We start from the raw sequence: 12427 nt of genomic DNA, 5'->3' as shown, positions 1-12427 counted from the left end.
ACTTTTACCTTTGAATTATGAGCACATACAACAACTTTAACAAATCTCTTGAAGAGCGTTTTATAAAATATGCCAGGATCGATACACAATCCGATCCAAATTCTCCTACTTGTCCTTCAACCTTAAAACAAAAGAATTTAGGGAAAGAATTGGTTCAGGAGTTGTTGGAAATCGGCGTTTCTGATGTAGAAATGGATGATAATGGCTATGTGTACGGTACTATTCCGTCTAATACAGACAAGCAATTACCCGTAATTTTTTTCTGCTCGCATATGGATACTTCGCCGGATTGCAGCGGAGAAAATGTGAAACCGATTATTCATGACAAATATCAAGGGCAGGACCTGATTTTACCCGATGATCCGAAAATTGTGATTAAAATGGCTGATCATAAAGATTTGAAACACCAGATTGGAAACGACATTATTACGGCAAGCGGAACCACTTTGCTGGGCGCTGATAATAAAGCCGGCCTTGCCGAAATTATGGAAGCCGCAGCCTTTTTCATGAAAAATCCCGAGGTAAAACACGGAACCATTAAAATTCTTTTTACACCAGATGAAGAAATTGGCAGAGGGGTAGATAAAGCTGATTTAAAAAAACTGGGAGCTGATTTTGGTTATACCATTGATGGTGAAACCCTGGGATCCATAGAAGATGAAACTTTTTCTGCTGATGGTGCAATCCTTAAAATTTATGGTGTAAGTACCCATCCGGGTTTTGCAAAAGGAAAAATGGAAAGTGCGATTAAAATCCTTTCAGAAATTTTAAATTCCTTACCTAAAGATACCTTAACACCCGAAGCCACATACCAAAAAGAAGGTTTTATCCATCCGGTAAGTATGCATGGACAGGTAGAGGAAGCTGAAGCACAGTTTATCGTCAGGGATTTTACCAATGAAAAACTTGCTGCGCACGGTCGGTTTTTAGAGGAAACAGTAAAGCAGGTGATGGCAAAATTTCCGAAATCAACCTATACTTTAGAAATTAAAGCACAATACCGTAACATGAAGGAAGTGCTCGATCAGCATCCTAAAATTGTGCAATACGGAATTGAGGCCATTGAACGGGCAGGCGTGGTAGCCAAACAACAAAGCATCCGTGGTGGAACAGATGGCTCGCGCCTTTCTTATATGGGTTTACCCTGTCCGAATATTTTTGCCGGAGAACATGCATTTCATAGTAAACAAGAATGGGTGAGTGTACAGGATATGGAAAAAGCCGTGCAAACGATTATCAATATTGCCTGTATCTGGGAAGAACGTAGTTAGTTTTGAGTGGGGAGCTTGGAGTTCGGGGTTATATTTAACTTCCAATTGAAAATTGCCGACTTATATGTTGCTAGAACGCCAGGCGTTTAGCTCCATGTGCTAAATTTATTTTTCGCATTAATTAAAAAAATATCTTCAAAGCCCATCTTTTTGTTAATTTAGATTGCAAATGATTACTCTCGAGAACGACTTTATAAAAGTTAGCCTGGCGGCTAAAGGTGCAGAACTGCAGGGCTTATTTAGCAAAGAAACCGGATTGGAATATTTATGGAATGCCAACCCCAAATATTGGGCAAAGCATAGTCCGGTTTTATTTCCTGTTGTAGGCTCTTTAAAAAATAACAGTTTTAATTATCAGGATAAAAATTACGAATTGCCAAGGCATGGTTTTGCACGCGATCATGTTTTCAATTTTGAAAAAATAAGCGAAACCGAGGCCGTTTTTACATTAACCCAAACGGAAGAAACTTTAAAAGTTTATCCTTTTTATTTTGGGTTGAAACTTAAATATCAATTGATAGACCGAAAGTTAAACTTAACTTATGAGGTCATTAACACGGGTACCGAAGAACTTTTGTTTTCTTTGGGTGCGCATCCTGCTTTTGCCGTTCCCAATACACCTGATACGGTTTACGAAGATTATTACCTCGCATTTAATGCGGATGAAAAGTTAACTTTTTGGAAACTGGAAGAGGGCCTCGTGGCAGATGAAACCGAAAATATTGAGCTAAGTTATCATAAATTAAACCTTAAACACGAGCTGTTTTACGATGATGCATTGGTGTTTAAAACCTTGCAAAGTAATTGCATCAGTTTATTGAATACTAAAAATGATTATGGCCTTCACTTTCATTTTGAGGATTTTCCTTTCTTTGGCATATGGGCTGCAACCGATGCGCCATTTGTATGTTTAGAGCCTTGGTGCGGTGTAGCAGATGGCGTTAACCACGATCAGGAACTGGTAAATAAAGAGGGGATTGTTAAGTTAGCGGTTGGCGAAAAATGGTCAAGGTTTTGGGAAGTAGAGTGTTTTTAAATTGATCTTTCCTGCAGGTTGTAATTTCTGCAATAGTTTTATTTCTTAATCTAGTTTAAGATAGTTGTAACGGATAGGCCCTAAATTGCCTCATTATAAATATTATAATAAACTACTAAACAAGATGAAAAATACGCCACATTTTGCCCAATTATTTCTTAGGCTCGCTTTGGGCATTGGTTTTATCCTTCCTGTAATGGACCGCTTTGGCTGGTTGGGTACACCGGGCTCTCCAACCGTTGGTTGGGGCAGCTGGCCAATATTTGTAGATTATACCCATTCACTTATGCCCTATTTAAGCCGTTCTTTAGCCAACGTTATGGGAGGTATTGCAACCGCCGGCGAATTGATTTTTGGCATATTGCTCATTATCGGTTATAAGATTAAACTGGCGGCTATTGGTAGTTTTTTACTTACGCTTGCTTTTGCGCTTTCGATGCTGATCTTCGCAAATTACAGGGCACCTTTTAATTATTCCGTTTTCGTAGTGAGTGCTTCGAGTTTATTACTGGCTACTTTGCCGGGTTATAAATGGAGTGTTGATGGTGTTAAGGTTTTAACCACAGATACAAACAGATAACCACAGATTCTATCCCCTGGCCTGTATCCTCACAGACCACACTTGTAATAAGTGTACGACCCAATATAAGTGTGGGAAATACAGGTTAAAGATTTTTATTTACCTGTAAAGTAGATGTTTATACATCGCGTTGATTCGTGAATACACTTAAATGGTCGAATCACCCTTAAATTTGTCCGTTCTGCACCCATTTCGTTGTTTTTTGTAGCTGTAACTTAGTCTTAACAAAATAAATAAGATTATGACAACTATGCACCCTTACTTAAACTTCGATGGCAAGGCCGAAGAAGCTTTTAATTTTTATAAATCTGTTTTTGGTGGAGAATTTACCTTCTTTGGAAAAATGGGCGATATGCCAGATGCTGATAAATTATCTGAGGAAGAAAAAAATCGTGTAATGCATGTGGCTTTACCCATTAACGAACATACCATTTTAATGGCGTCTGATTGTGTACCTTCTATGGGGCATGTGCTTAAAGAAGGCAATAACATGTACATCAATATTAACGCCGAAAGTCGTGAAGATGCCGACCGCTTATTTAATGGGCTGTCTGCCGGTGGTACAATCGAAATGCCAATGGAAGATATGTTCTGGGGTGATTATTTCGGAAGTTTTAAAGATAAATTTGGTGTCCAGTGGATGGTTAATTTCGGGAGTTATAAATAAATTTAATGGTTTTTTAACCATAAACAGGGATTATATCGGTGTGTTGCTTCCTTTCCCCATCGGAAATTTACTAAGCTGGATTTACCTGTAAAGTTTTCAGCTTAGCGGCCTCCGTGCCTTTCTCTGTGTTCTCCGTGGTTATAAAAGATCAGGGTTTTTTACCATTAAGAAGTTAAGATCATTAAGTCAGAGACTATGTGGTAAGTATCTCTGCGTACTCCGTGCCTTTCTCTGTTTTCTCCGTGGTTAAAAGATCAGGGTTTTTCACCATTAAGAAGTTAAGAACATTAAGTCAGAGGCTATGTGGTAAGTATTTCTGTGTTTTCCGTGCCTTTCTCTGTGTTCTCCGTGGCCTTTGCGGTTAAAAACGCGGAGATTTTAATATTTAAAGAGACAATCTACTCAAAGTTTCCCTGGTTACACCAAGATAAGATGCAATAAGGGTTTTCGAAATCCTTTTCTGTAAAGATGGGTATTGGTTACGCCATTGTTTATAACGCTCACCAGCATTATTGCTCAGTAGAGCCAATACCCGTTTTTGCAAAGCCATATTGCCTGTGGTGTATTTTTTTCTGAAAAAGTATTCCATTTTCCGGGATGAGGCACAAAGTTTTTCCTTGTTTTCAAAAGAGATGGAGAGCGTCTCTGTATCTTCAATACAATCTACATTCAGCGTTGCAGGCATGCCGGTGTTAAAGGCGTTCGGATCCGAAAACCACCACTCTTCCATCGCCAGCTGTAAAATATATTCTTTGCCCTCATGGTCGGTATAAGAAGATTTTACAATGCCTTTTACTACAAAATGTTCCTGACTGGCTACATCACCTGCCTGGATAATATATTGGTGTTTTTTGTATTTCCGCTTTGTAAAAAAAGACTCGGCATATTCAAATTCTTCATCTGTTAAACAAACAATCTGATGGATATGCGCTCTTAAAAAATTTGTTTCCATGTTTCTGATACAACAAAACAAATGTACTGTTTATTGAAGATTTATAATCCTGGTTGGTTTGTCTTAATCAAATATAAACGTGATAATCATCACATTAAAATAGTGATGTATGTCCTTTTCAAAAGTTAGTCCTTACATTATGTTTGCAGAACACAAACACACAAAACCAACCTATAACACACAAATGAAACTTAAATTATCAGCCATAATGGCCATATTGGCCTACTTAATTACCCAAAGGGCAAATGCACAGAGCCTGGCTAAAATGAATTGGTTTAATGAGCCGGATAAATGGGAAATTAAGGATAAAAACACCTTTAGCATGTTTGTGCCTGCTAAAACTGATTACTGGCGCATTTCGCATTATGGTTTTACGGTTGATGATGCACCTTTTTACTATGCTACTTATGGCGGCGAGTTTGAAGTAAAGGTAAAAATTACCGGTAACTATGTAACCACCTTCGATCAGATGGGATTGATGCTCCGCATTAACGAAGAAGAATGGATTAAGGCCGGGGTAGAATTTGTAAACGGGAAACAAAATGTAAGTGCGGTAGTAACGCATAAAACCAGCGATTGGAGTGTGGTGGAACTGACACAGGCACCGGCTTCTATATGGATGAAAGCAGTTAGGAAACTGGATGCAGTAGAAATTTTCTATTCACTTGATGATAAAAAATATACGATGCTCCGCACCTGCTATTTTAAAGATAATGCCCCTGTAATGGTTGGTTTAGTGGCGGCCTGCCCGGATGGAAAAGGTTTTAACGCCACATTCGAAAATTTCAAGGTAACGCCTACGCCTGATCAGCGAAGATTGGATTGGGCAAAAAAGCAACAGAATTAATAAAACGCCCCGTGCCGTCATTTCGAGCGAAGTGCAACGTAACCGAGAAATCTGCCTAGATAGATCTCTCTCCCGAAACTTCGGGACTGCACAACAATCGAAATGACGACTTTTCTATAGACTCAGACTAACAACCTGTTGTAATTAAACCTTTTCCAATACATCAACCAAATCCTGAAAACCTGGCCGCTCCATAGGTGCTGAAACCAAACAGGCATCTTTAAGTCTACTTATCGTTGTGTAAACCTCCCTGCTTAGCCCTTCATCTTTTAAAGAAAGTAAATCATCGAGTAAATAACCGTAAGCACTTACCTCTATCCGCTCCAGGGCATAAGCTGTTTCAGTAGTTGTTTTATCATAGAAACTGGCTGCACCAAAATCACCGAATAAGGTACTGCCTTCGTCATCTATCAAAGTATTGTGTGCATATAAATCACCATGCATAATGCCTGCTTCGTGTAATTGAGCCGCCAGAGAGGCAATGGTTTTAGCAATGTTAACGATTTGCTTTTCCGAAAGCTTCATATCTGTCGGGAAAACATCCCTGGTGCAGCTTTCTAAACTTGGTGGATTGCCTAAGTTGTAAAAATGATGTGGAATCAAATCCATCACCAGGCCTTTTTTATCTTCAGGATGTAAGGCAATCTGTCCGATCAGGTTAACCAAGCCGGGGTGATAACCTGCTGCAATGTAAGCTGTCATTTCATCTTCCGGCAGACCATCGCTGGTTACATTTCCCTTAAATATTTTAACAGCCACTTCACTTGTTTCATCACCGATTGTCCGGTTTGCCTTAGAAATAACACCTGATGCACCTTCGCCTAATAAATGGTTAATTTCTAAATCGTGCCAATTGATGAGTGAAAGTGTTTCAACGGCCGGTGTTTTACTAAAATTGTTGCCAGAAAATGCAATCCACGAAAGTTTAGGCATCATGATTATCCATTGTGGCAGTTCATGCAGTTTATTCGCGGCAATCCGCAACAACGCTAAATTCTGGCAATTACCCAATTCTTCGGGTAGCGTAGATAAACGATTCCCCGAGAGCATGAGTTTTTGCATCCGTTTACAAGAACCGATTGTCGTTGGTAATTCAGCAATGTTGTTATTCGTTAAAATCAACCAACGCAGATTCGGGTTGATCGACTTCGCCGGTACGGTTGTAATCTGATTCGATTTAAAACCAACAATATCCAGCAAAGGGCAATCGGCCAGTTCCTCGGGTAAAACCTTGAAAAGATTTTCTGAACAGAAGAAAATTTTCAGTTTTTTTAAACGGCCAAAATCTGCAGGCAGCGAACTGAGTTTATTAAAAGATAAATCCAGCACCTCCAGTGTTTCTGCCAGGTCGAATATTTCTTTTGGAAATTCCGTTAGGTTTTCTGAAAGTTTAAGCGAAACTGCTCCTTTTAGTTCGCCGCTTTGTAGTGCTAACAGGCTTTGCATAGGTTTTGTTGATTTTAATAATTTGAAACGAAGATAAGGCTAAGTTTTATTTTAAGTCGATTGTATATTCTACCTGGATCTGTTCAAGAAAATATTCGTCGTGCGATACCACCACAAGTGTTCCCTGGTATTCATTAATGGCATTAGTTAAAATCTCTACATTTTGTATATCGAGGTTATTGGTGGGCTCATCCAGGATAATCAGATCGGGAGATTGATTACTGATGGTTAACGAACAAAGGATTAACCTCATTTTTTCGCCGCCACTTAGTGCTACACAGGGTTTATCCCAATCTGCTTTACCAAACAAAAACCGGTTTAAACGAATTTTTATTTCATGCTCCTGCAATTCGCCAGCGTTGTATTGTTGCGCCTGCTCGTAAACCGTGAGCTGGTTATCAATTAACGAATAGTCCTGATCAATGTACATGGCGTTAATAGCTGCTTTGTGTAAACTTCCGGTTAATGGCTTTATTTCTCCTAAAATAATCCTGAGTAAAGTTGTTTTACCTGATCCGTTTTTACCTTTTATCGCATAACGGCCGCCGCTAAAAAACTGGAAACTAACCGGGCTCTTCCAAAGCAGCTGATGATTAAAGTCAAAATTGATTTCCCTGGCTTCAACAATACTTTTTCCTTTGTGAACCATGGCTTGATTAAACCCTATTTTCATTTTATCCGCATCAGGCATTCCCGAACGGAGTTTGGTAAGTTCAGTTGAAATATGATCAAGTTTTTCGGTGTGGATACCCTTTATTTTTGCTGTGCTTTTTTCTGCATTGTTTTTTAAGGTATTCATCGAAATGGTCGGCAATCCCGCCTTTTCCTGTTTCTTTTTCCCGCGGGCATCCAGCTTTTGTTGCCGTTCTAAAGATTCCCGTTCCACTTCTTTAGCCTTGCGCAGTGCTTTTTCTTTAGCTTTTAAGTCATTGTTTAAGGCTTCACTTTCAATTTTCTTTTGCGCAGCATAGAAATCGTAATTACCACCATATACGTTTATTCCCCGCAGACTTAGTTCGCAAACTTTTTCAATGAGGTTTAATAAAGTGCGGTCGTGACTCACCACTATCAAGGTGTTCCTGGTTGATTGGATATAGTTGTATAGCCTGTTCCTGCCGTCCAAATCCAAGTGGTTGGTAGGTTCATCCAGCAAAACAATATCTGGCCGATGTATAGCGATGCCTGCCAAAAACACACTGGTTTTTTGTCCGCCGCTCAAACTTCCCATTTTTTGGGTTAAATCCAGTCCGCCCAAGCGCCAATAGCTTAAAGCTTCCTGGCAATGTTCTTCAATGGCCCAGTCATCATTTAGGATAGTCAAATTTTCATTCGTTACCTCCCCATTGAGGATTTCGTTCAGCGCTTTTAGTTTAGCCTCAATTTTCAATGCCTGTGCAACGGTAAAATCATTAAACTGACCGAAAAGCTGTGGCACGTAATAAGGTGTTGATGCTGTTTTAACATGTCCGGCAGTTGGCTTGAGTTTGTCTGCCAAAATTTTTAAAAGTGTCGATTTTCCTGCTCCATTGTGACCAATGAGTGCAACTTTTTCGTGTTTGTTTATGGTGAGATTTAAATCTGAAAACAGTAAATCTCCATTAGGATGGATATAGGTTGCTCCTTGTATATTAAGCATAAATTTCTTTCTTATTGGTAAATAATTGCACAAGCGTTGTTGCCTGGCTTAGTTATCTATTTTTGAAAAGAAATGAATCTTACATTTATCGGGTGCTTTTGATGATGGTGCAAAGGTAAGAAAGTTTTGTGTTTTGCGAAAGGTGGTTGGTTAGTCCATAGTCTTTAGTCCGAAGTCGGCAGTCTGCGGAATGAAGAATTAATCGTTCATCCCTTCAGTCTGTCATCCTGAGTGCAACGAAGGATCTTTATTACACGATTTTTGGTTCTGTGTTTCATTGGCGAAAGATTCTTCACTCCGTTCAGAATGACAACAATACCACTAATGGCAAGCTATAGATTTTATCTATATTAATTTTTATTTGCAATAGAAATTTAATCCTATATATTTACAAAAAACTTTAGGGGTGCCTACGTGCTGAGAAATACCCTTTGAACCTGATGCAGTTAGTACTGCCGAAGGGAAAAGTGAAAGCAATGTTATATTGCTGTCTTTTCGACCTCTATTTGGGGCAATCTCTATAGTTTTTCCAATTTTTTTAAATTATGGAAGTAACTATAAACAATCAAAACTATCTGCTCAACGAAGCCTGTTCCATTGAGCAGATGCTCGCTACTGTAATCTCCACCGAAACGAATGGCCTTGCCATAGCCGTTAATCAAACCATCATTTCCAAATCCGCCTGGCCTACACATGCGTTGCATCCGGGCGATCAGATCATACTCATAAAAGCCACTCAAGGCGGATAATGTTGAATGAGAGAATGATTGATGCGCGATGTTATAATTCATTCAATCCTTCTCTGATCTCCATTATTCAAAATTCAATCATTCAATAATTGAACTACCAATATGAAACAAGAAAAAACACCTAACCAGGAAGTCATCAGTCGCAGTCCGTTTCCGGCTTCACGCAAAATATTTGTACCCGGCAAAATCCACAATATACAGGTGGCCATGCGCGAAATCAGTTTAACGGAAACGAAAATCCACAATGGTTTTGGCCTTACCGAACCTAATCCACCAGTAACGGTTTACGATACCAGTGGGCCTTATACCGATCCCAATGCGGTTATTGATGTAAGAAAAGGAATTCCGAGATTAAGGGAACAATGGATTAAAGACAGGCAGGATGTTACGCAGCTTGATCAGTTATCTTCTGCTTATGGGCAACAACGCCTGGCCGATGATAAACTTGATGCTTTGCGTTTTAATTATACCAATAAACCTTACAAAGCCCAGCCGGGAGCCAATGTATCACAAATGCATTATGCCAAAAAAGGCATTATTACCGCCGAAATGGAATATATCGCCATTAGGGAAAACCAGCAAATTGAATTGCTGAATGCACAATTGGGCAACCAGCATGAGGTAATGAACCACCAGCACCATGGCAATAGTTTTGGTGCCAATACCCCAAAAGGCTACATCACGCCAGAATTTGTACGGGAAGAAGTTGCTGCCGGCCGTGCGGTAATTCCATGTAATATTAACCACCCCGAGCTTGAACCGATGATTATTGGGCGTAATTTCCTGGTAAAAATCAATGCCAATATTGGTAATTCCGCAGTTACTTCTACTATCGAAGAGGAAGTAGAAAAAGCCGTTTGGGCCTGCCGTTGGGGTGCCGATACCATTATGGACCTTTCTACAGGGAAAAATATCCACGAAACCCGTGAATGGATTATCCGCAATTCGCCTGTGCCAATTGGTACCGTTCCGATTTACCAGGCCCTTGAAAAAGTAAATGGAAAAGCTGAAGACCTCACCTGGGAAATCTTTCGTGATACTTTAATCGAACAAGCTGAACAAGGGGTTGATTATTTTACCATCCATGCGGGCGTATTGCTCCGTTATGTGCCTTTAACCGCAAAAAGAATCACCGGCATTGTTTCTCGTGGCGGATCAATTATGGCTAAATGGTGTTTGGCCCATCATAAAGAAAACTTCCTTTACACCCATTTTGAAGAAATTTGTGAGATCATGAAAGCTTATGATGTGGCTTTCTCTTTAGGCGATGGTTTAAGGCCAGGCTGTATCGCCGATGCTAACGATGCAGCACAGTTTTCGGAACTCGAAACCCTTGGCGAACTGACCAAAATTGCATGGAAACACGATGTGCAGACCATTATTGAAGGGCCCGGGCATGTGCCGATGCACCTGATCAAAGCCAATATGGAGAAGCAGCTCGAACATTGCTCAGAAGCTCCTTTTTATACTTTAGGCCCCCTGACTACTGATATTGCGCCGGGTTATGATCACATTACCTCGGCCATTGGTGCAGCTATGATTGGTTGGTTCGGAACGGCGATGCTGTGTTATGTTACCCCGAAGGAACATTTAGGTTTACCAAACAAAAAAGATGTTAAGGATGGTGTAATTACCTATAAAATTGCTGCCCATGCCGCCGATCTGGCTAAAGGTCACCCTGGAGCACAATACCGGGATAATGCTTTGAGTAAGGCCAGGTTTGAGTTTAGGTGGGAAGATCAGTTTAATTTATCACTTGATCCGGATACGGCAAAAGAATTCCATGATGAAACTTTACCTGCTGAGGGTGCAAAAATCGCCCATTTCTGTTCAATGTGTGGTCCAAACTTCTGCTCGATGAAAATTACCCAGGATGTACGTGAGTATGCCGCGAAACAAGGTGTAGAAGCAGAAGATGCTCTGGCTAAAGGCATGCAGGAAAAATCGAAAGAGTTTACTGAAAAAGGAAGCGAAATTTATTCTTAAATTACTATGGACCTGATCGTAATTGCCAAACCCATTGTTTTTAAGGAAGAAAATGATCTGGTAAATCAGCTTTTCGAAGCCGGTTTACAGGTTTTTCACCTGCGTAAAGAAAATACTGACGAGGCAGCTTACCGGAAAATCATTGAAGGCATTTCATCCGAATATCACCCACGGATTGCTTTACATCATTTCCATTCGCTTGCCAGCGATTACGATATTCAGCGGATTCACCATACAGAGCGTTTCAGGAAAAATAGTATAGAGAAAGATTATCCTAAAAACAAGATATGCAGCACCTCCATCCATCAATTATCCGATATAGATCACATTTTGCAATACCATTATAGCTTTTTTAGCCCGGTGTTTAACAGCTTTTCCAAACCGGATTATCAGGGGGTAATCCAGCCTGATTTCCGTTTGGAAAAACAACATGTAAAAACGAAAATCATTGCCCTTGGTGGCATCGGTTTAAATGAAATCGATCAGGTAAAACAGATGAACTTCGATGGCGTTGCGTTACTGGGTAGCATCTGGAACGATCTTTCGCAAGCACTAATTACTTTTAAAAAAGCACAGGAAAAATGCCTCGCTTATGCTCAAAATTTAACCATACACACATGATTCAGCCCTTACAATATATCTCGCAAGCACCTAAAACAGGCACCCATATAGATGCCATTGAACAGGTGCTCAAGGCTGGCGGAAAATGGATCCAGCTCCGCATAAAAAACCAGGCCGAAGCCGAAATCCTGCCTTTTGCGAAAGCCGCGCAGGCCTTATGCGAGAGTTATGGTGCCAAACTGATTATAAACGATTATCCGCACCTGGCAAAAGCCGTAAATAGTTATGGCGTGCATTTAGGCCTTCAGGATATGCCGATTGCCGAAGCCAGAAAAATCATAGGCAAACATCAAATTATTGGGGGTACAGCCAATACTTTCGAGCATATCAGGCAAAGGGTAGCAGAAGGTGCCGATTATATAGGTTTAGGACCTTTCAGGTTTACCCGGACAAAAGAAAATCTGAGTCCGATTGTAGGTTTAGAAGGTTATAGCCGCTTAATGGAAAAAGTAAAAGATGCCGGAATTAATACCCCGATTATTGCCATTGGCGGCATTGAAACGGAAGATATTCCGGCTATACTCCAAACCGGAATTTTCGGAATTGCCATATCAGCTGCGCTCACCAACCAAACACAAACTGCTGCCGTTCTCGAACAGATTAACAGCAAATTCAGTATTCATTCGATTTAAAAAT

At 40.2% G+C, this 12427-nt stretch carries 12 protein-coding genes and 1 riboswitch; of the genes, 9 read left to right on the top strand and 3 right to left on the bottom strand.

Features of this window, described 5'->3' with window-relative positions:
* Positions 1 to 17: 17 nt before the first annotated feature.
* The 4 genes from pepT to R2R28_RS14805 all read left to right on the top strand — a co-directional run bounded on the left by pepT (position 18) and on the right by R2R28_RS14805 (position 3554).
* Positions 18 to 1271 (top strand): peptidase T, encoded by a 1254-nt coding sequence (gene pepT / locus R2R28_RS14820; RefSeq protein ID WP_316826464.1) that lies wholly within the window; start codon positions 18 to 20, stop codon positions 1269 to 1271.
* A 169-nt stretch (positions 1272 to 1440) separates the two neighbouring features.
* Complete coding sequence (locus R2R28_RS14815; protein ID WP_316826463.1) at positions 1441 to 2307, top strand: aldose 1-epimerase family protein; 867 nt, start codon at positions 1441 to 1443, stop codon at positions 2305 to 2307.
* Between the two features lie 124 nt (positions 2308 to 2431).
* Positions 2432 to 2887, top strand: a complete 456-nt coding sequence (locus R2R28_RS14810) for a DoxX family protein (RefSeq protein WP_316826462.1) — start codon at positions 2432 to 2434, stop codon at positions 2885 to 2887.
* Between the two features lie 241 nt (positions 2888 to 3128).
* On the top strand, positions 3129 to 3554 hold the full coding sequence (locus R2R28_RS14805) for a VOC family protein (RefSeq protein ID WP_316826461.1): 426 nt from the start codon (positions 3129 to 3131) through the stop codon (positions 3552 to 3554).
* Positions 3555 to 3939: 385 nt separating this feature from the next.
* On the opposite strand, the gene R2R28_RS14800 is transcribed toward R2R28_RS14805, so the two are convergent.
* A complete protein-coding gene (locus tag R2R28_RS14800; protein ID WP_316826460.1) occupies positions 3940 to 4506 on the bottom strand; it encodes a Crp/Fnr family transcriptional regulator in 567 nt (188 codons plus the stop codon).
* Between the two features lie 109 nt (positions 4507 to 4615).
* On the opposite strand from R2R28_RS14800, the gene R2R28_RS14795 reads away from it, so the two are divergent.
* Positions 4616 to 5353 (top strand): DUF1349 domain-containing protein, encoded by a 738-nt coding sequence (locus R2R28_RS14795; protein WP_316826459.1) that lies wholly within the window; start codon positions 4616 to 4618, stop codon positions 5351 to 5353.
* Between the two features lie 144 nt (positions 5354 to 5497).
* Here the strand turns inward: R2R28_RS14795 and R2R28_RS14790 are convergent, their stop codons facing one another.
* Together R2R28_RS14790 and abc-f are read right to left on the bottom strand one after the other, a co-directional pair.
* Positions 5498 to 6799, bottom strand: a complete 1302-nt coding sequence (locus R2R28_RS14790; RefSeq protein WP_316826458.1) for a leucine-rich repeat-containing protein kinase family protein — start codon at positions 6797 to 6799, stop codon at positions 5498 to 5500.
* Positions 6800 to 6845: 46 nt separating this feature from the next.
* Entirely contained in the window at positions 6846 to 8435 is a 1590-nt protein-coding gene (abc-f, locus tag R2R28_RS14785) for a ribosomal protection-like ABC-F family protein (RefSeq protein WP_316826457.1), read from the bottom strand.
* 392 nt (positions 8436 to 8827) lie between these two features.
* A riboswitch (TPP riboswitch) is annotated at positions 8828 to 8916 on the top strand.
* Between the two features lie 64 nt (positions 8917 to 8980).
* On the opposite strand from abc-f, the gene thiS reads away from it, so the two are divergent.
* The 4 genes from thiS (at position 8981) to R2R28_RS14765 (ending at position 12423) form a co-directional block, all read left to right on the top strand.
* Entirely contained in the window at positions 8981 to 9184 is a 204-nt protein-coding gene (gene thiS / locus R2R28_RS14780; RefSeq protein ID WP_316826456.1) for a sulfur carrier protein ThiS, read from the top strand.
* Between the two features lie 102 nt (positions 9185 to 9286).
* On the top strand, positions 9287 to 11170 hold the full coding sequence (thiC, locus tag R2R28_RS14775; RefSeq protein ID WP_316826455.1) for a phosphomethylpyrimidine synthase ThiC: 1884 nt from the start codon (positions 9287 to 9289) through the stop codon (positions 11168 to 11170).
* A 6-nt stretch (positions 11171 to 11176) separates the two neighbouring features.
* Complete coding sequence (locus tag R2R28_RS14770; RefSeq protein WP_316826454.1) at positions 11177 to 11791, top strand: thiamine phosphate synthase; 615 nt, start codon at positions 11177 to 11179, stop codon at positions 11789 to 11791.
* Positions 11788 to 12423: a thiamine phosphate synthase gene (locus R2R28_RS14765; RefSeq protein ID WP_316826453.1), complete on the top strand. Its 636-nt coding sequence runs from the start codon at positions 11788 to 11790 to the stop codon at positions 12421 to 12423. Before R2R28_RS14770 ends, R2R28_RS14765 begins: the two co-directional genes overlap by 4 nt.
* Positions 12424 to 12427 lie beyond the last annotated feature (4 nt).

Origin of the sequence: Pedobacter miscanthi, from assembly GCF_032678605.1 — a bacterium.
Classification (GTDB): domain Bacteria; phylum Bacteroidota; class Bacteroidia; order Sphingobacteriales; family Sphingobacteriaceae; genus Pedobacter; species Pedobacter miscanthi_A.
The sequence above is the reverse complement of the archived record's forward strand: the minus strand, read 5'-3'. Positions and strand labels throughout refer to the sequence as shown.

Bases quoted from the DNA above. Each gene is read 5' to 3' on its own strand.
- abc-f (WP_316826457.1), bottom strand. From the start codon at position 8,435: ATGCTTAATATACAAGGAGCAACCTATATCCATCCTAATGGAGATTTA.
- R2R28_RS14765 (WP_316826453.1), top strand. From the start codon at position 11,788: ATGATTCAGCCCTTACAATATATCTCGCAAGCACCTAAAACAGGCACC.
- R2R28_RS14790 (WP_316826458.1), bottom strand. From the start codon at position 6,799: ATGCAAAGCCTGTTAGCACTACAAAGCGGCGAACTAAAAGGAGCAGTT.
- R2R28_RS14815 (WP_316826463.1), top strand. From the start codon at position 1,441: ATGATTACTCTCGAGAACGACTTTATAAAAGTTAGCCTGGCGGCTAAA.
- R2R28_RS14805 (WP_316826461.1), top strand. From the start codon at position 3,129: ATGACAACTATGCACCCTTACTTAAACTTCGATGGCAAGGCCGAAGAA.
- R2R28_RS14800 (WP_316826460.1), bottom strand. From the start codon at position 4,506: ATGGAAACAAATTTTTTAAGAGCGCATATCCATCAGATTGTTTGTTTA.
- R2R28_RS14795 (WP_316826459.1), top strand. From the start codon at position 4,616: ATGTCCTTTTCAAAAGTTAGTCCTTACATTATGTTTGCAGAACACAAA.
- pepT (WP_316826464.1), top strand. From the start codon at position 18: ATGAGCACATACAACAACTTTAACAAATCTCTTGAAGAGCGTTTTATA.
- R2R28_RS14810 (WP_316826462.1), top strand. From the start codon at position 2,432: ATGAAAAATACGCCACATTTTGCCCAATTATTTCTTAGGCTCGCTTTG.
- thiC (WP_316826455.1), top strand. From the start codon at position 9,287: ATGAAACAAGAAAAAACACCTAACCAGGAAGTCATCAGTCGCAGTCCG.
- R2R28_RS14770 (WP_316826454.1), top strand. From the start codon at position 11,177: ATGGACCTGATCGTAATTGCCAAACCCATTGTTTTTAAGGAAGAAAAT.
- thiS (WP_316826456.1), top strand. From the start codon at position 8,981: ATGGAAGTAACTATAAACAATCAAAACTATCTGCTCAACGAAGCCTGT.